The organism is Hornefia butyriciproducens, assembly GCF_009695915.1.
Classification (GTDB): domain Bacteria; phylum Bacillota; class Clostridia; order Peptostreptococcales; family Anaerovoracaceae; genus Aminicella; species Aminicella butyriciproducens.
The window spans coordinates 1-17,506 of sequence record NZ_VUMZ01000011.1; the positions used below are offsets into that span (position 1 = coordinate 1).

Below are 17,506 nucleotides of genomic sequence, written 5' to 3' on the forward strand. Positions count from 1 at the left end.
AACTGAATACAGCAAAAGACCACTTGAGCTACGGTGCTACACTTGAATATTGTTTTAGTGTCCGGAAAACCGATCGAAAAGAATAGATGAATTCTACAGGAAACAAATCTTGCGGGATGCTCGGTAGAAGCCAGTGAAAACAGTCATTTTTTCAAAAAATAAAGAGGCTCTGAAATACTTAGAGTATCCTCCACCCCAACATATTTAACAGAGCCAAAATAGGCTGCAGCGGTTATACAGGAATCGGCTGCAGCGTTACAAAAATAAAAGCCTTGAAAATTCAACCTAATCGGCTATTTTCAAGACTTTTCATCAATACATATGGTGGAGATAAGGGGGATCGAACCCCTGACCTCCTGATTGCGAACCAGGCGCTCTCCCAGCTGAGCTATATCCCCATGAGGTCTTTCGTGCGAACCACCAATGAACAGTATAGCGGAACTCAAACCAAAAATCAAGACATTTTTTTCGTTTCCGCATTTTTCTAACAGGCATCTGCGCATTATCTTCCCGCACTCTGCCTGACCAGGCGGCCGTGCCCTCCTGCTCATCGGAGGGCACGGCTGAGGGTCGTTTCGCGCAGCCCGCATCTTCACGGCCGATGAAGTTAACGGACGGATCGCAGCCGGCGTAACGTCCACAGTTCCCCAGCGTATATTATCTGCAGTTTTTCAGAATCTCACAGAGAAGCTTCCAGGTGCGCTCCACCGATGAGATCGAAAGCTTTTCATCTGTGGTATGCACGCCGGACATGTCCGGTCCGAAGGAGACCGCATCGAAATCATCTCCCATTTTTCCAGCAAAGAGTCCGCATTCCAGTCCTGCGTGTATCGCGTCGATTTCCGGAGCCTTCCCATACAGTTTTGTGTACGCCTCGATACAGGTATCCCGAAGCGCCGAATCCTCCCTGTATTCCCAGCCGGGATACGCGCCCGAATACTGCACCGATCCTCCCAGCAGTGCGGAAAGACTTTCCAGCTTATCGCATAGATAATCCTTTCTCGTTGCCACGGAGCTGCGCACCGCATACACCGCAACCATTTCCGCTTCATCCATACTCAGCGCGCCCAGATTCAGACTCGTTTCCACAAGACCTTCAATCTCCGTACTCATATTCTGAATCCCGTTCGGCGTCTGCATCAGATATGCGATGACGCGGCGGGTGCTGTCTCTGTCCAGCGCCTCTGCAGAGACTTCAGGCGTCTCTGCGGTGAATGTTACGCGGACCTCCGGATCTGAAGAGCGAAGCTCGTGGGCGAAGCTTTTGTTCATCTCATCACAAAGTTCTCTCAGGGCGTCAATGTCTGCGGATTCCGTCAGAATCTCCGCCTCAGAGAGTTTGCAGATCGCATTGTCCTTTGTTCCTCCCGCGAGCTTTACAAGCGAGAAATCCACATGTTCCGACAGCGCATACAGCAGCCGTCCCATCATGATATTGGCGTTTCCGTGCTCCTTGTCAATCTCAATTCCCGAATGACCGCCCAGGAGTCCGTCGATCCGGATATGGCAGAGAACGCCCCTTCCGGTCTGCCGTCTCACCGGAAGATGAACGGATGCGGTCACGCCGCCCGCGCAGCTGACTGTAATGATCCCCTCCTCTTCTGAGTCAATGTTGATCATCTTGCGGGCGCTGATCCGGGAAACATCGATAGCTTCCGCGCCCAGCATGCCTATTTCTTCGTCCACGGTAAAAACCGCATCTATCCCGGGGTGCTGCAGCTCGTCGGAATCCATTGCGGCAAGCGCCATGGCAACGGCAATTCCGTCATCCCCGCCGAGGGTCGTATTCTCTGCATAGAGCCAGTCCCCGTCCACGGCCAGCGTCAGGCCGTCCTTTTCCATGTCAATTGCACTGTCAGGAGTTTTTTCACAGACCATATCCATGTGTCCCTGAATCATCACCCGGGGAGCATCCTCATAACCCGGTGAAGCTGGTTTGAAAATCACGACATTATTGGCTTCATCCTGATAATATTCCAGTCCCCGGTCCTTCGCGAACTTTACGAGATAATCGCTGATCTGTCCGGTATTTCCGGAGCCGTGCGGGATAGCCGCAATCTCCCTGAAGAAATCAAATACCGCCTCAGGCTGCAGGTTTTTAAGCTCGTCCATTGTTATCTCTCCTTTTTTGGCAGGGTGTACAAAGTCTCACCCTTTTCATCCTTTATCCTGCTGATATAATCATGTCTCATCATATATTCGATCAGCTGCTTCTGAAAATCCGCCCCCCGGGCGATTACCGCCGTTTTCTTGGAATGAAATTCCCGGGCATGGACATCTTCGATGATATAACCGATTCCGTCCTCAGTGACGGTTTCATGCTGCTTAAGATATTTTCTGACGCGCAGCGCGCCGTTGTTCAGGAGCATCTCTGTGAGACGTTCCTCTTCATTCATCTTCTTGCGAAGCCCGATGGCGTAGAGCACTGCGGTTGCCAGGGCAAACAAAATCACGCCGATCACGATGATCACTGTCTGATTCATTCCTTCTTCTCCGCCTCTACATATTCCACATATTTCACATTCTCCAGCGTATAGAAATAAGTACAGAGTCTCTCGTACAGGGGCTCCGCTCTATCGCCGAATTCTTCCCGGATCCGCTGCCCGATCTCATAGATCGTCCGCGTTCCGTCAATCTGACACCATACAAAACTGCCGAACTCATCTAGATCGATGTTGCTGACAGCCGGCGTCCCGAACAGCTTTTGCGCGATACGGTTGTACGCGCCGGTATTCTGCTGTTTCACCGTCACAAAGCCGTTATTTTCCACCCAGTCAAGACCCCCGCGGATTGCGGGGATCTTGTCCAGGTAGTTCGTTAATTCGGCATTCTGTTTTTTTCTAAGCCGCTTCGTCATACGTTGTATATACCTTCTTGTTCCAGATGGACCATTTCAGCAGAGTCAGAACAAGTATCGCGAAGCAAATCAGCGCGCCGATGTTGCCGAAACTGATTCCCTTTGCAGAAATATCAATAACAGTTCCGACAGTGCCTCCCTGAACCGGAATGATCGCGAAGAGCGCCAGCAGGATTCCGACGATTCCTTCACCGGCAATCATACCGGAAGAATAGAGAACGCCGCTTGTGATGACGTTGTTTCTGTCCTGCTCGTTCTTGAACGACCGTTTCTCAAACCACAGTTTGACCAGACCGCCGACCATCAGCGGAGTGGACAGATGAATCGGGAGATACAGTCCGATCGCTACCGGCAGAACCGGAATTCCCAGAATTTCAATGATGACCGCAAAGAATACTCCGACGAAGACCAGGGTCCACGGCAGATTCGCGTTCATAACGCCTTCGATAACCATCTTCATCAGTGACGCCTGCGGCGCGGGCAGTTCTTTGCTTCCGTATCCCCAGGCCGCATTCAGCAGATAAAGCACTCCCGCGATAGCCAGACCGGAAGAGATCGTGCCGATAATTTCACCAATCTGCTGTCTGTAAGGCGTAGCGCCTACGATATATCCCGTCTTCAAGTCCTGAGACATGTCGCCCGCCATAGCTGCGATGATGCAGATGACTGTACCGATCATAATGGCGGTTACCATTCCGCTGGGACCGGTGGTTCCGGTCGCCTTCAGCAGGATTGTCGCGATCAGCAGCGTGGCGATCGCCATTCCGGATACCGGATTGTTGGAGCTTCCGACAAGTCCTACCATTCTGGAGGATACCGTCGCGAAGAAGAAACCGAAAATTATAATGATAATTGCGCTTCCGAAGCTCATCGGGATCGACGGAACAAAGATCAGAATCGCCAGTACGATCAGAAGAATCAGCCCGAGCCATTTCATATCCAGGTCCTTGTTCGTTCTGTTCAGATCGAGAACCACTCCGTCTTTGTTTCTCAAGCTTCCCATGGATTCGCGGAATGTGCGGATAATAATCGGCAGCGACTTGATCAGGGACATGATTCCACCCGCGGCGACCGCGCCGGCTCCGATGTATCTGACGTAGCTGCTCCAGATTGCCCAGGTGTCCATCTCGCTGATCGGAACTGTTGATGGGAACATCACCATGTTTCCGCCGAACGCCTTGATCATCGGCATAATGATGAACCACGCCGTGACGCCGCCTGCCAGCATGTAGGAGGAAATCACCGGTCCGCAGATGAAACCGACTCCTGCCAGTGCCGGGAGAACGTCCATTCCGATTCCGGAGCCGTCATATTTCTTGAAGGCCCAGTCTGCTTCGCTCGGGAAAAGCTTGATGCCATCCGCAATAAACTTGTAGATAGCCGCAATGCCCAGACCCCAGAACACTGTACTTGCAGCAGTACCGCCTTCTTCACCTGCCATCAGGACCTCTGCGCAGGCGGTGCCTTCCGGATACGGAAGAACTCCGTGTTCCTTCACGATCAGCGCACTCCTCAGCGGAACCATGAATACTACGCCCAGCAGACCGCCGCTGATGCAGACCAATGCGATGGTGAGAAAGTTCGGAGCGGTCCCGGTTCCCTCTGCGACCCACATGAACACAGCAGGAAGCGTAAAGATTGCGCCTGCCGCAAGAGATTCTCCGGCAGATCCGATGGTCTGAACCACGTTGTTCTCAAGGATGGAATCCTTCTTCATGATGAGACGGATCACACCCATGGAAATGACCGCCGCCGGAATTGACGCGGAAACCGTCATGCCGACACGCAATCCCAGGTATGCATTTGCTGCGCCGAAGACGACAGCCAAAAGGATACCCATGATGATGGATGTGGCCGTGAATTCCGGCATAATCTTGTCCGCCGGAACATACGGTTTAAATCCACTTCCTGGATTCTTGTTTTCCATTGTTATAACTCCTTTCAAAACATAACTTTCCAATAAGAAAAAACTATAGTACCTAAGTATACCATTTTTGTTTTTTTGGCACAAGTTTTCGTCAATTCTGGAAAAGAAATTTTAGTCGTGTCATAAAACCTACATTGAAATTGATATTTTTGTTTAATAATGCATATTTCTGGGATTTTAAAATCGCATTATTCAGATTGCACCGTTTTTTTATGAATTATAAATGTATAAGTATTAACAGCAATATTCACCGACATTTCTCGCCTGACGGCAGGACGCAAAATCAGTCAAAAAGTATACAATTTTATTTTGGGCAACGCGACCATTCTTTCAAACATTCGTTGTTGAAATTTAACAAAATATATAATTCGTGTCTGCTCATTAAGTCCGCGGCGCACCATCCAATGGAAGAGCGCGCCGGCAGACACTAATTAATGCTTGTGCTCAGGGATTCGGCCGTTTCCGAATTCCTCTGCCGCAGGTTTTTCGGATGAAACGCTTGAAAACCTTGCGGCAGGCTACCGAATATGCTCTTTGTATTATTGATATTTCAAGCATATTCGGTAACTGAGCACGCATTAATTCGTGTCCGTTCATCAGCACGCATTAATTTCATTTGTCTGTCGTGCACCCGTCGGGCGCACAAAAAAAGGCTGTCTCCCTGCGAACGAACCATGCAGTTCTTTGTCCGTTCCGGAAGACAGCCCTTCTTATTCAGTTGTCTTCAGTTGTCAGCGCTTCTTCAAGTCCGACGGGAACTTAATGAGCACCCACTGATTACTTCTGCTCCTGCTTAATCGCCGCCTGCGCAGCCGCCAGTCTGGCGACCGGTACACGATACGGTGAGCAAGAGACGTACTGCAGCCCGACTTTGTTGCAGAATTCAATAGATTTCGGATCGCCGCCGTGCTCGCCGCAGATTCCCAAATGGATGTTCGGACGAGTCTTCTTGCCCAGTTTCACAGCATTCTCAACCAGCTTGCCGACGCCGTTCTGGTCGATGGTCTTGAACGGATCGGACTCCAGAATTCCTTTGTCCACATAGGAGCGAATCAGCTCGGCAGTGTCGTCTCTGGAGAAGCCGAAGGTCATCTGCGTAAGGTCATTTGTACCGAAGGAGAAGAACTCCGCTTCCTCTGCGATCTCATCTGCGGTCAGTGCCGCTCTCGGAATCTCGATCATGGTTCCGACGAGATAATCAATCTTCTTTCCGGCCTTCTCGAAGCATCTGTTAATCGTATCAACAACAGTCTTCTTGACATTCGCAAGTTCGTTCTTTGAGCCGACCAGCGGAATCATGATTTCCGGAACGATCTCGATGCCTTCTTCATCGATGACTTCCAGTGCCGCCGTGATGATCGCTTCGGTCTGCATTTCAGCGATCTCCGGATAGGATACCGCAAGTCTGCAGCCTCTGTGTCCCAGCATCGGGTTGAATTCCTTCAGTTTGGCCGCTTCGGCCTCAATCTTCTCAACGGACACGCCGCTGCTCTCAGACAGCTGCTTCACTTCCTCAGGAGTCTTCGGCAGGAACTCGTGAAGCGGCGGATCCAGCAGACGGACAGTCATCGGACGGTCACCCATCGTCTTATACATCGCCTTGAAATCGCTCTTCTGGAAAGGCAACAGTTTCGCCAGCGCCTTTCTTCTGGCCTCCTCAGTATCTGCGATGATCATTTCGCGAATTGCCGGAATTCTCTCTTCCTCGAAGAACATATGCTCTGTACGGCAGAGTCCGATTCCCTCCGCACCGAATTCGATTGCCTGTTTTGCGTCTCTCGGAGTATCTGCGTTGGTTCTTACCTTCATGGTGCGCAGTTCGTCGGCCCAGCTCATGATCGTATCGAAGTTTCCGGAAATGTCCGGCGGAACCAGTTTCAGCAGACCGCTGTAAACGTCGCCTGTCGTGCCGTCTACCGAAATGTAGTCATCCGGTCCATAGACTTTGCCGCCGACTTCCAGGGTTTTCTCCTCTTCGCTGATCTTCAGTGCGGAGCAACCGGTAACGCAGCATTTCCCCATGCCGCGGGCAACGACCGCAGCGTGAGAGGTTGCGCCGCCGTGTGCGGTCAGGATTCCCTGTGCGGCAACCATGCCGGCCAGATCTTCCGGTGAAGTTTCCGTCCGAACCAGAATCGCTTTTTCGCCGGCTTCCGCAGCAGCCGCCGCCTCATCCGCGGAGAAGCAAATCTTTCCGCAGGCTGCCCCCGGGGAAGCATTCAGTCCATGTGCGATCGGTGTTGCCGCCGCCTCTTCATCCGCGTCGAATCTCGGGTGAAGAAGGTGCTCTACAAAGTCGGGTTCAATTCTCAGAACCGCTGTTTTCTTGTCGATCAGACCTTCATTTACCATATCCACCGCAATATTGACTGCGGCTTCAGCAGTTCTCTTTCCGTTTCTGGTCTGCAGCATGAACAGTTTCCCGTTCTCAACGGTGAACTCCATGTCCTGCATATCTGTATAGTGCTGCTCCAGCTTGGAAGCAATCTCTTTGAACTGTGCATACACTTCCGGGAAGGTCTCTGCCATCTCGGAAATCTTCTTCGGCGTCCTGATGCCGGCTACCACGTCTTCGCCCTGTGCGTTGACCAGGAATTCACCGTAGAGGACATTTTCTCCCGTCGCTGGGTTTCTGGTGAAGGCAACGCCGGTGCCGGAATCATTTCCTTTGTTTCCGAACACCATGGACTGTACGTTGACAGCAGTTCCCAGATCCTCCGGGATGTCGTTCAGTTTTCTGTACAGGATCGCCCGGTCATTTCCCCAGGAACGGAAGACCGCTTTGATGGCTTCCATCAGCTGCTCCTGTGGATCCTGCGGGAATTCGCGTCCGAGAACCTTTACGTACAGTTTTTTGTATCCCTCAATAATATCCTTCAGATCTTCAGTCTTCAGGTCAACATCGAACTCTGCGCCGACTTCTGCCTTCTTGCCGTCAAAAATCTCGTTGAACTGTTTCATCGGGACTTCCATTACAACATCGCCGAACATCTGCAGAAATCTTCTGTAGCTGTCATAGGCAAATCTTTCATTATCTGTCTGCTTCGCCAGCGCAACGACAGTCTCGTCATTCAAACCGAGGTTCAGAACCGTATCCATCATGCCCGGCATGGAGATAGGCGCTCCGGAACGAACGGAAACCAGCAGGGGATCCTCAGGATCTCCAAGCTTCTTTCCCATGACCGATTCCAGCTCATCCTGATGCGCTTTGATCTCTTCAATGATGCTGTCGTCGATTTTTCCACCGTCTGCATAATACTGTTTGCAGGCGTCGGTCGTAACGGTGAATCCAAACGGCACCGGCATGCCGGATTTTGTCATCTCAGCCAGATTCGCTCCCTTTCCGCCGAGCAGGGCTCTCATGTCCTTGGAACCCTCGTTGAATGAGTAAACAAATTTTTTCTCCATTGGTACTACCTCACTTTTTGATTCTTTAGAACTGCAAGCGTTCTTCAATATAACCCTTCACGTCCTCGATCGGAATACGGATCTGTTCCATCGTATCACGATCTCGGATCGTTACGCATCTGTCCGTCTCCGTATCGAAGTCAACACAGATGCAATACGGCGTACCTATCTCATCTTCTCTGCGGTATCGCTTTCCAATCGAACCTGTAACATCGTAGTCCACATTAAAATATCTGGACAACTCTTCATATATGGGCTCCGCCTGGTCCGCCAGCTTCTTCGCCAGCGGGAGCACAGCCGCTTTATACGGCGCAAGCGCAGGGTGGAAATGCATGATTACACGGGTATCCTCCTTGCCCTTTGCGTCGGTTACAGTCTCCTCCTCATATGCATCGATCAGAAACGCCAGGGCGACACGATCCGCACCCAGCGACGGTTCGATGCAGTATGGGATATATGTTTCTCTGTCCTTGCCCTCACCCTCTGTGAAGGTCAGCTGTTCACCCGAGTATTCACTGTGTCTGCTCAGGTCGAAGTCGGTTCTGTCCGCAATGCCCCACAGTTCGCCCCATCCGAAGGGAAAACGATATTCAATATCGGTGGTCGCGTTGCTGTAGTGCGAGAGCTCCTCCTTCTCATGATCTCTGAGGCGAACATTTTCCATGTTCATATTAAGGCTCTTCAGGAAGTTTTCGCAATAATCCTTCCAGTAGGCGAACCATTCCAGATCGGTTCCGGGCTTGCAGAAGAATTCACACTCCATCTGCTCGAACTCCCTGGTCCGAAACGTGAAATTTCCCGGCGTGATTTCGTTGCGGAAGGATTTCCCGATCTGACAGATTCCGAACGGAATCTTCTTTCTGGAAGTCCTCGCAACATTTTTAAAGTTTACAAAGATTCCCTGTGCCGTCTCAGGCCTCAGATAAATCTGCGATTTGCTGTCTTCCGTTACTCCCTGGAAGGTTTTAAACATCAGGTTGAACTGCCGGATATTCGTAAAATCACTTTTGCCGCAGTCCGGGCACTGAACCTTATGCTCGCGGATATACGCCTCCATCTTCTCATTGGGCCATCCGTCGATAACAGGCTGTTCCTGTCCGTTCGCCATCATGTGATCTTCGATCAGCTTATCCGCACGGAAGCGGGAATGGCAGTTCTTGCAGTCGATCAGCGGATCCGAAAATCCGCCGACATGACCCGACGCCTCCCAGGTTCTGGGATTCATCAGAATCGCTGCGTCCAGTCCAACGTTATATTTGTTCTCCTGAACAAATTTCTTCCACCACGCTTTCTTGATGTTGTTCTTGAACTCGACTCCCAGTGGGCCGTAATCCCAAGTGTTCGCAAGTCCTCCGTAAATCTCTGACCCAGGGTAAACGAACCCTCTGCCCTTGGCCAGAGCTACGATTTTTTCCATAGTAACTTCATTGCTCATTAATCTGTCTACCAACTTTCTTAGAAAAATTTAAAACGATTCAGCTCGTCTTCTGTCTCTTCGGGTTTTTCCGCCTTCTCGGATTCATTCTGAATTTCTTCCCGGGCCTTCTCGGCTTTTTCCATCGCCTCGCCTAGAGTATCCTTGACCTCCGGAATATTGTCATCTACCGCCGCAGCAACGTCGATTTCGCCGGTATTGTCAAGCACCGAGCCGCCTGTCTTCTCCAATCCGGGGAAATCCACCGGTTCGGCAGGAGTCTTCCCGTCAACGGCTTCGACTGCTTCAGGAGCCGCCACCGGCGCGGTTTCCGGTGCCGTCTCAGGCGCAGTTTCCGGCGTGACTTCAGCCGCTGTTTCGGGTGCGGCTTCCGGCATCGTCACCGGCGCAGTTTCGGCTGCTGCTTCGGGCGCGGTTTTCGACGCGGCCTCAGATACGTTCTCCGGTACTTCTGCGGCCGCTGCGTCCTCCGCAACCGTGTCCTCTGTCCCGACAGGTTCCTCCGGTTCTTTCTCCGGCGCAGCAGCTGCCTCCGGATGTACTTTGCCGAACCCGCAGTCGTCGCAGGGTTCTTCACAGGGTTCCTCACAGCTTTCGCAGTCTTTGTCGCATACATCGATATCGACAAAGTCATCTCCGCCTCCGAACCCGCGGATGCGCTGAGCCATATCTTTCGCTGCATCCGTGGCATCTCTTGCCATATCTCTGGCTCTTCCGGCCACATCTCCGCTCTTTTCTTTCACAGTCTCATAGACGTCGGGCGCCTTTCCCCTTATATCCTCGTACAGCCCGGTTCCCCGGCTGACTGCCTCGTCATACAGATTTCCGGCTTTATCGGAAATGTCAACGACTTCGCCGTTGTCTTTGACCATCTCCACCTGGCACTTGAAACTGAACGCCGCGAGCACGCCGATCACGATTCCCCAGGGCGCGACGATCGCCCCAAGCACGCCCGCGTTCAGCGGAATGTTCAGGATCGTTTCGCCCCTGCGCTTTACCACAATTCTGGCAATGTTGCCCTTATGCACAACGTCCTTCATTTTGGAAAGGAATTCCTCACCCTGAGCGCCGATCTTTCTGGAGGACGATGTCTCGTCAATATTGTCCTCAATGGCTATGATCGCCTCTACAACATTGCCGTCCGCCTTTTCCAGCGCTTCCTTTGCTTCCTTATAGGTTACCCCCGTTCTGTCCTTCACCAGTTCGATCTTTTCCAATGTAATCTCCATAACTGCCCTCCAAATCCGGTGGTTCTCTCAATTCAGCCCACCCGTCAGTATACTCTCGCTTTTCAAGTCTCCCACATCCAGATGATAGGATATGTAACTGCGGAGAATCGACCGCAGTGCAGCCGCATCCTCCTCATTCAGCGCAATATTCCGAAAAGACTTTAACGGATTCGACGCAAAATAATTAATTACATTTACTATATCAAATTTTGTACGGTAAATCAATGTTTCATCGCCTGAAGACAGGATTTTTTCAGCGCATTTTTCGCATATCATACCGCCTCGGGTCACACTGAAATGCGTAAGGTTCTGCTTTGTCCCACAGACCGCGCATTCCCCCAGCTCCGGAAATGTCCCGAGCAGACGGAGCAGGCGGATCTCATATGCCAGCACCAGCGTCAGGTGCTGCTTTTTTCTCTGCTCCAGCTCCTCCAGGAAACCGATCAGCAGATGAAACACCCCCGGCTGCGCCGCCTCTTCCGGAACGACCTTCTCCGTCAGTTCCAGAATATAGGCCGCCGCCATATATTTATCGATATCCTCGCCGATACCGTAATAACTCCGAATGGTTTCCGCACGGTCGAGATTGTAGTAATTCCGTCCCTGAAAGATCTGATAATTCCCATAGGTAAACGGGCGCAACGCAAGAGAGGACCGGCTTTTCCCCTTTTCCGTCATGCTCGTTCCCACGCTCAGTTTCCCGTATTTCGCTGTAAAAAGAAGGATCATCCTTCGACCGGACGCGGTTTTCGTCTGCCGGAAAATGATCCCTTCCGAGTTCAGATACATCAGTCTTTTTCCTTATAGCCGAAATTGCTCAGATCAAAATCACTGTCACGCCAGTTTTCTCTGACTTTGACAAAAAGCTCCAGATATATTTTTGTGCCTAGCAGCGCCTCCAGTTCCAGACGGGCCGCTTTTCCGACGCCCTTGATCTTTTTTCCGCCGCTGCCGATAATGATGCCCTTGTGGCTCTTCTTCTCGCAGTAGATCACCGCACTTATCCGAGTGATCTTCGGTTCCTCCCGGAACGATTCGATCTCCACCGCCACGCCGTGGGGCACCTCCTCCTGCAAGTATAGAAGAAGTTTCTCACGGATCACCTCACTGACCAGGAACCGCTCCGGATAATCAGTGATCATATCCTCCGGGAAATACATAGGGCCTTCCTCCAGGAAGTCCTCGATCCTCTCCACGAGTTCCGGAACATTGGTCCCGTTCTTTGCAGAAGTTCCGTAGATATCGTCAAACAGTCCCAGTTCCTCATATTCGTTATAAATCTGCAGGTACTTCTCAGGCTGCATGGTATCCGTTTTGTTCACCACAAGAATTTTCGGCGTATCCACCGTCCGCATCATCTCCACAATGTAGCGGTCTCCGGGACCCGCCGACAGCGGTCCGTCGATCAGGAACAGAATCAGATCCACCTCGCGCAGTGTTCCGGCAGCCATGTCGGTCATCGCGGTCCCCAGCTTGTTTTTTCCCTTGTGAATACCGGGTGTATCGATGAACACCATCTGAACGCCTTCCCTGTCTTCCGTCTCACTCCTGGTATAAATCCCGCGGATAGTATTTCTCGTAGTCTGCGGTTTGTCGCTGGTAATGGCGATCTTCTCTCCCATGATCTGGTTCAGCAGTGTGGATTTTCCCACATTCGGCCGCCCCACGATTCCGATAAATCCAGATTTCATCCTTCCTCCATTCCGTTACAGCGTAAAATTCTCCGGCAGCAGTTCTGCCAGAGTCTTCACTTCCAGATGCTCCTCGTCGTCGCCTGTGATCACCTTCATCTCCGTCGAAAACTCCGACAGAAACTGGCGGCAGATCCCGCACATCGGTGCAGCTCCCCGGTCGGAGACCGTTGCGATCGCCGTGAAATCCCGTTCTCCCTCCGACACCGCCTTGACGCAGGCGGTACGCTCCGCGCATATCGCAGCTCCGTAAGATGCGTTCTCCACATTGACGCCGGTGAACACTCTGCCTGTCCTTGTCAACAGAGCAGCACCCACCCGAAACCTCGAGTAAGGTGCATAGGCGTTTTCCCGCGCTTCCCGGGCAATCCTGTATAATTCTTTGTACTCTAAAGCCATGATTACCTCTCAACTCCAAGATATTTCATGATTTCTTCCTCTCTTACGCGCATAACGCTCTTCTCCTCCGGCTCCATATGATCGTATCCGAGGAGATGGAGAACACTGTGAACAAACAGATAGAGAAGTTCTCTTTCCACCGGATGTCCGAACTCCTCCGCCTGTTCCTCAGCCCGTTCCCGGCAGATCACCACATCGCCGAGCGCCACGGGCTCATCCCCTGTCCGGCGCTGTGCCTCCAGAATCGCCCCGGGGCTCTCATACTGCGGAAACGAAAGCACATCGGTCACCCTGTCAATCCCGCGGTAATCCCGGTTCAGCTCCCTGATCTCCTCAGGAGGAACAACACTTACGCTGACTTCGCACCGAGACGCGTCGAGTCCCTCCAGCACGGAGCACCTCTCTGCCGCTTCCTGCATCGCTGCAGAAATTCCCTGCGAAACACCTGCGCCCGCGCCGTCATCCTCTGTGAAATAAACCCTCATCGCCGTTCTCCTTTTCTGTAATAGGCATCGTAAGCCTTGATGATTCGCTTAACCATCTCATGGCGCACCACATCCACATCCTTCAGATAACAGAAGTCGATTCCCTTTACATTCTTCAGAATCTTCGCCGCCTCCGTCAGACCGCTTTTCTTTCCCTTGGGCAGATCGATCTGGGTCACGTCCCCGGTCACAACCACCTTGGAACCGAAGCCCATACGAGTCAGAAACATTTTCATCTGTTCCTGCGTCGTGTTCTGTGCTTCATCCAGAATAATGAACGCATCGTCCAGAGTCCGTCCGCGCATGTATGCCAGCGGCACAACCTCAATAGCTTCTTTCTCCTTCAGACGCAGGGCGTTCTCACGCCCCAGAATATCATACAGACCGTCATAAAGCGGACGCAGATACGGATCCACCTTCTCCTGCAGATCACCCGGCAGAAATCCCAGGTTTTCACCTGCCTCCACCGCCGGACGCGCCAGGATAATCTTCTGGACCTCTTTGTTCTTAAACGCACTGACCGCCATCGCCACCGCTATATAAGTCTTGCCGGTCCCCGCAGGGCCGATGGCGAAAACCACATCCTTCTGGCGGATGCTGTTCACATATTCCTTCTGTCCGATCGTTTTCGCCTTAATTGGTTTCCCGCGGCTCGTAAAGCAGATCACGTCCCTGCTGACATTCTGCTCTGCATAGGACATCCCGCTCTCCTGCAGAGAGATGATATAGTTCACTTTCTGTTCGTCTACCCGCTCTCCGCTCCTCACCAGAGCAATCAGTTCCTCCAGGATCCTCTCCGCGGCATCCGGCTGTTCTCCCCGGATCAGCAGGTAATCCTCCCGCTGGATGATCTCCGCTCCCGTCGCTTCTTTGATCAGTCTCAGATTCGCGTCAAGGTTCCCGAAAATATCCTCTACATCGATTGTATCATCGATTTTTATTTTCCTGAATTCCGTTTCCGTCAATCGCTTCTCCTCATCATTTTATTTTTCTCCGACAAAGCCGGTTTTGCTTCTATTATAGCGCAAACCCGCCGGTTTGACCATTCATTTCATGACAATCAGCGCGATGATGTTGTTCGCCGCGTGAACAAGAACAGGGACGATAAGATGACCTGTTTTTTCGTAGACATAACAAAGCACAATTCCCGTGACCAGCGCCGCGGCTGCCGCCAGACCGATCCCGTGCATCAGGGCGAACAGGACGCTCGACAGCAGAGCGGCTGTAACAAAACTGTACCGGCAGCGTATTCCAATGAAAAAAACGCCGCGAAATACAAGTTCCTCCGTTACCGGCACACACACCGCATAAACTGCAAACATCCGCACCGGATAACCGGCCGTCGCGGCTGCACTCATGCCGGATGCATCGCCGAATCCGGCAGCCGCGCCTCCTCCCCAAAGCCGGGCAAGAAGCGATATCAGAGAATCCGCCGCCAAAATAACCGCCAGCGCAGTTATGAAAAAAAATACCATTTCTCCTGTATTTCTTCTGTCCCGCAGCAGCATATCCCTGCGGATCAGCGTTGTAAGTGTATAGGGAATCATCACAGCAGCCGTGCAGAGATGAATCACTGCCGTATCCACAGTGCCACTCCACTGCGGACAAATGGAAATCAGCATTTTCCCTGCTCCCCTCCCTGCGAAAAACAGCAGCACCGTCAGAACGAAAAGCGATTCCGGTCTTTTATTTTCTGTCGGAGGATCTCCGAGTCTGACTGTTTTGTTCTTTGCCATCATCTCTCTGCTTTCTGTGACAAACCGTTCCTGTATGTCGGGTCCCTGCCGACCAGTCGTTGAATGTCGACGGACACCGACGCGCAGCAGCAGCCGGCCGGTTGCCGAATAACCCCGGTCACCGTACAGCAGCCGCACGATTATCAAAAAGGGCTGTCACCAGCGGGACAGCCCTTTGCAATTTACTCATTTTTTCCGTCTCCGGAAAGAAACTCCATAACGACAGCTTTAACATCATTTCCGTCCGCAAGTCCTCTGACTTTGCCCATGACGGGTCCCATGAGTTTCCCCATGCTTTTCTTTGTTCTCTCAATGTTAAGAGCAGTCGCCGTTTCCTCAACGATTTCTCGGATCTTTTCCTTCGACAGCTGCTCGGGAATGTACTTCTTCAGAACCTCGATCTCTTTGTTATATGCCTCTGCCAGATCGCTCCTTCCGGCCTTTTCAAAATCAGCGAGGGCATCCTTGCGCATTTTGATCTGCTTCTGCAGGATTGCTACGACACCATTGTCATCCAGTTCTTCCCTCTCGTCTATCTCGTGCTGCTTGATCGCAGCCCGCGCCAGACTGATCGTGTTCTTCCGAACCTCATCGTGAGCCTTCATCGCTTCCTTGAAGTCGTTCATGAGTTCTTCTTTTAAGCCCATTTATTTCACCTCGATTCGTTGATAAACCGGCCTAAAAACTAATATCTCTTACTCTTAGCCTTTTTTCTCGCGGCTTCAGACTTTTTCTTTCTCTTGACACTTGGCTTTTCATAATGCTCTCTTTTTCTGACTTCCGCCATGACGCCGTCTCTTGCGCAGGATCTCTTGAATCTCTTCAGAGCGCTTTCCAAGGTCTCGTTATCTCTGACGATAACCTGTGCCATATTCCATTCACCTCCTGACCTGTTGAAATATTCGCCGTGGGCGATCAAAGCCTATAACAGATTGATTATACTATTTTTGCGATTGTTAGGCAAGTTTTTTTTAACGCCTGCTGAACCGCCTTTTCCGGCACCGGCAGAACCGCCTGTGCAGTCTTTCCGCGCAGCGCCTTCCGTTCCCTCTATTTCTGTTTCCCGAAGGTCATTTCCGGTCCCCGGTAGTCCTCCAGGCCTTTAAAGCTGTAGCCTCTGGCTTTGTAGTACTTCAGAATCCCCTCCAGTGCCGCCGGTGTTCTCTTCATCGATGCGGAATCATGAAGCTCCACTACCGGTACCTTGAAGGACTTGATCGCCTCATCGATAGTCTTGATCCCGTATTTTGTCATCTCGGCGGAGGTGTATTTCACTCCCACCGCATCGTTAATCATAGCATTATAATCCATCTCTGTGTAGCCCCTCCGGTGCAGACGCTTCATAATCTCTTTTTCATCGGACGCAGAGAGGAAATCATTGTTGCCGCCTCCGGGAAATCTCCAGTAGGACGGTTTCTTTCCCGAAATTTTCTTCAGCAGCTTCTCTTCTTTATTAAAATCCTTTATGTAAGAGTCCACGCTCTTATATAATATGTTATAGTCTTTTTCATAGCAGAGGATCCCCACCGTGTGGCCCTCCGCGATTTCCCGACGGATCACATCCTGCTGGATTTCTGCGTTCTTTCCAACGACAAAGAACGTTGCCTTTGCATTATACTTCTTCAGGATCTCCAGAATGCTTCCTGTAACAGTCTCATCCGGCCCGTCCTCAAAGGTCAGATAGATGGTTTTAGTATGTTCCGGCGCTTTTACCTGCACCTTTGCGGAAACGTCCTGCCCGCCCCGCGTCTTACAGTGGATTCTGCAGGTCCCGGCCCGTTTCGCGGTAATCGTTCCGTTCTCACTGACCTCCGCCACTGTTTTGTTGCTGGTGGAGTAGGCGACCTTCACCGCTCTGCCCTTTTCTTTGTCGAATACAGTCTGCAGCGTTGCAGTATCGCCGATTTCAAGAGAATACGAGGTTGTCTTCAGCGAAAGCGTCCCCTCCCTGAGGAAAATCATACCAAGAACAGCTCCCGTCAGGATAACGATCAGAAGGACGATCCCAAAGAACAGGACCCGCTGTTTTCTTACCGTATTATGTTTTTTTTCACCCATTTAATCCTCCACATCGATGCGGAACACGTTGATCACATCCGCATCCGGACAGCAGAACCGGATATCCCCGTCCTTTCCTCTGGGCAGTTCGCCGCCGTATCTCAAAATGTCAATATAGGGGAAAGCCACGTGCATGACCATCGGACACAGTTTTCCCCGATCTGTATCAAAGTCAAACCGGTCGCCGATCTTATGGCCGTGATGGCACCCCATCGGACCTTTTTTGTCAATTAATGTCATTGTCACTTTTTTTCTGGACATGAAACCCTTCCTTTCCGCAC

The 17,506-nt window shown here is 51.5% G+C and carries 17 protein-coding genes and 1 tRNA gene; all 18 read right to left on the minus strand.

From position 1 onward, the window contains the following. Nucleotides 1-322: 322 nt before the first annotated feature. A tRNA-Ala gene (locus FYJ64_RS10000) sits at nucleotides 323-398 on the minus strand. 259 nt (nucleotides 399-657) lie between these two features. Further along, nucleotides 658-2,112, minus strand: coding sequence for an aminoacyl-histidine dipeptidase (locus FYJ64_RS10005; RefSeq protein WP_154575000.1), 1,455 nt, complete (start codon nucleotides 2,110-2,112; stop codon nucleotides 658-660). Between the two features lie 2 nt (nucleotides 2,113-2,114). Beyond that, nucleotides 2,115-2,483, minus strand: a complete 369-nt coding sequence (locus FYJ64_RS10010) for a hypothetical protein (protein WP_154575001.1) — start codon at nucleotides 2,481-2,483, stop codon at nucleotides 2,115-2,117. Then, nucleotides 2,480-2,857 (minus strand): PqqD family protein, encoded by a 378-nt coding sequence (locus tag FYJ64_RS10015; protein ID WP_154575002.1) that lies wholly within the window; start codon nucleotides 2,855-2,857, stop codon nucleotides 2,480-2,482. The genes FYJ64_RS10010 and FYJ64_RS10015 overlap by 4 nt, the downstream gene beginning before the upstream one ends. Then, a complete protein-coding gene (locus tag FYJ64_RS10020) occupies nucleotides 2,841-4,784 on the minus strand; it encodes an OPT family oligopeptide transporter (RefSeq protein WP_154575003.1) in 1,944 nt (647 codons plus the stop codon). The genes FYJ64_RS10015 and FYJ64_RS10020 overlap by 17 nt, the downstream gene beginning before the upstream one ends. 777 nt (nucleotides 4,785-5,561) lie before the next feature. After that, nucleotides 5,562-8,192, minus strand: coding sequence for a pyruvate, phosphate dikinase (ppdK, locus tag FYJ64_RS10025; RefSeq protein WP_154575004.1), 2,631 nt, complete (start codon nucleotides 8,190-8,192; stop codon nucleotides 5,562-5,564). Nucleotides 8,193-8,217: 25 nt separating this feature from the next. Beyond that, the gene (locus FYJ64_RS10030) at nucleotides 8,218-9,609 is read right to left on the minus strand and encodes a glycine--tRNA ligase (protein WP_427811246.1); all 1,392 of its coding nucleotides are present in this window, start codon (nucleotides 9,607-9,609) and stop codon (nucleotides 8,218-8,220) included. Between the two features lie 38 nt (nucleotides 9,610-9,647). Beyond that, nucleotides 9,648-10,856, minus strand: coding sequence for a DUF4342 domain-containing protein (locus FYJ64_RS10035; protein ID WP_154575005.1), 1,209 nt, complete (start codon nucleotides 10,854-10,856; stop codon nucleotides 9,648-9,650). A 27-nt stretch (nucleotides 10,857-10,883) separates the two neighbouring features. Continuing rightward, the gene (recO, locus tag FYJ64_RS10040) at nucleotides 10,884-11,645 is read right to left on the minus strand and encodes a DNA repair protein RecO (protein WP_154575006.1); all 762 of its coding nucleotides are present in this window, start codon (nucleotides 11,643-11,645) and stop codon (nucleotides 10,884-10,886) included. After that, nucleotides 11,645-12,547 carry a GTPase Era gene (gene era, locus FYJ64_RS10045; protein ID WP_154575007.1) on the minus strand — a complete coding sequence of 301 codons (903 nt, stop codon included), beginning with the start codon at nucleotides 12,545-12,547 and terminating at the stop codon, nucleotides 11,645-11,647. Before era ends, recO begins: the two co-directional genes overlap by 1 nt. Before the next feature lie 15 nt (nucleotides 12,548-12,562). After that, nucleotides 12,563-12,946 (minus strand): cytidine deaminase, encoded by a 384-nt coding sequence (gene cdd / locus FYJ64_RS10050; RefSeq protein ID WP_154575008.1) that lies wholly within the window; start codon nucleotides 12,944-12,946, stop codon nucleotides 12,563-12,565. Between the two features lie 2 nt (nucleotides 12,947-12,948). Continuing rightward, complete coding sequence (gene ybeY / locus FYJ64_RS10055; RefSeq protein ID WP_206045639.1) at nucleotides 12,949-13,431, minus strand: rRNA maturation RNase YbeY; 483 nt, start codon at nucleotides 13,429-13,431, stop codon at nucleotides 12,949-12,951. Beyond that, nucleotides 13,428-14,396, minus strand: coding sequence for a PhoH family protein (locus tag FYJ64_RS10060; RefSeq protein WP_154575009.1), 969 nt, complete (start codon nucleotides 14,394-14,396; stop codon nucleotides 13,428-13,430). Before FYJ64_RS10060 ends, ybeY begins: the two co-directional genes overlap by 4 nt. 81 nt (nucleotides 14,397-14,477) lie before the next feature. After that, entirely contained in the window at nucleotides 14,478-15,167 is a 690-nt protein-coding gene (locus tag FYJ64_RS10065) for a CPBP family intramembrane glutamic endopeptidase (protein WP_206045640.1), read from the minus strand. A 182-nt stretch (nucleotides 15,168-15,349) separates the two neighbouring features. Then, nucleotides 15,350-15,814: a GatB/YqeY domain-containing protein gene (locus FYJ64_RS10070; protein ID WP_075712311.1), complete on the minus strand. Its 465-nt coding sequence runs from the start codon at nucleotides 15,812-15,814 to the stop codon at nucleotides 15,350-15,352. Between the two features lie 38 nt (nucleotides 15,815-15,852). After that, nucleotides 15,853-16,038: a 30S ribosomal protein S21 gene (gene rpsU, locus FYJ64_RS10075; RefSeq protein WP_075712312.1), complete on the minus strand. Its 186-nt coding sequence runs from the start codon at nucleotides 16,036-16,038 to the stop codon at nucleotides 15,853-15,855. A gap of 179 nt (nucleotides 16,039-16,217) precedes the next feature. Next, entirely contained in the window at nucleotides 16,218-17,225 is a 1,008-nt protein-coding gene (locus FYJ64_RS10080; protein ID WP_154575011.1) for a polysaccharide deacetylase family protein, read from the minus strand. Continuing rightward, a complete protein-coding gene (locus tag FYJ64_RS10085; protein ID WP_075712314.1) occupies nucleotides 17,226-17,486 on the minus strand; it encodes a TIGR04076 family protein in 261 nt (86 codons plus the stop codon). Nucleotides 17,487-17,506: the final 20 nt, after the last annotated feature.

What these genes read in the sequence shown, in the direction of transcription:
- FYJ64_RS10015 (WP_154575002.1), bottom strand. Translation starts at nt 2,857, where the DNA reads ATGACGAAGCGGCTTAGAAAAAAACAGAATGCCGAATTAACGAACTAC.
- FYJ64_RS10080 (WP_154575011.1), bottom strand. Translation starts at nt 17,225, where the DNA reads ATGGGTGAAAAAAAACATAATACGGTAAGAAAACAGCGGGTCCTGTTC.
- FYJ64_RS10005 (WP_154575000.1), bottom strand. Translation starts at nt 2,112, where the DNA reads ATGGACGAGCTTAAAAACCTGCAGCCTGAGGCGGTATTTGATTTCTTC.
- FYJ64_RS10070 (WP_075712311.1), bottom strand. Translation starts at nt 15,814, where the DNA reads ATGGGCTTAAAAGAAGAACTCATGAACGACTTCAAGGAAGCGATGAAG.
- FYJ64_RS10065 (WP_206045640.1), bottom strand. Translation starts at nt 15,167, where the DNA reads ATGGCAAAGAACAAAACAGTCAGACTCGGAGATCCTCCGACAGAAAAT.
- FYJ64_RS10030 (WP_427811246.1), bottom strand. Translation starts at nt 9,609, where the DNA reads ATGGAAAAAATCGTAGCTCTGGCCAAGGGCAGAGGGTTCGTTTACCCT.
- ybeY (WP_206045639.1), bottom strand. Translation starts at nt 13,431, where the DNA reads ATGAGGGTTTATTTCACAGAGGATGACGGCGCGGGCGCAGGTGTTTCG.
- rpsU (WP_075712312.1), bottom strand. Translation starts at nt 16,038, where the DNA reads ATGGCACAGGTTATCGTCAGAGATAACGAGACCTTGGAAAGCGCTCTG.
- FYJ64_RS10085 (WP_075712314.1), bottom strand. Translation starts at nt 17,486, where the DNA reads ATGTCCAGAAAAAAAGTGACAATGACATTAATTGACAAAAAAGGTCCG.
- FYJ64_RS10035 (WP_154575005.1), bottom strand. Translation starts at nt 10,856, where the DNA reads ATGGAGATTACATTGGAAAAGATCGAACTGGTGAAGGACAGAACGGGG.
- cdd (WP_154575008.1), bottom strand. Translation starts at nt 12,946, where the DNA reads ATGGCTTTAGAGTACAAAGAATTATACAGGATTGCCCGGGAAGCGCGG.
- FYJ64_RS10010 (WP_154575001.1), bottom strand. Translation starts at nt 2,483, where the DNA reads ATGAATCAGACAGTGATCATCGTGATCGGCGTGATTTTGTTTGCCCTG.
- era (WP_154575007.1), bottom strand. Translation starts at nt 12,547, where the DNA reads ATGAAATCTGGATTTATCGGAATCGTGGGGCGGCCGAATGTGGGAAAA.
- recO (WP_154575006.1), bottom strand. Translation starts at nt 11,645, where the DNA reads ATGTATCTGAACTCGGAAGGGATCATTTTCCGGCAGACGAAAACCGCG.
- FYJ64_RS10020 (WP_154575003.1), bottom strand. Translation starts at nt 4,784, where the DNA reads ATGGAAAACAAGAATCCAGGAAGTGGATTTAAACCGTATGTTCCGGCG.
- ppdK (WP_154575004.1), bottom strand. Translation starts at nt 8,192, where the DNA reads ATGGAGAAAAAATTTGTTTACTCATTCAACGAGGGTTCCAAGGACATG.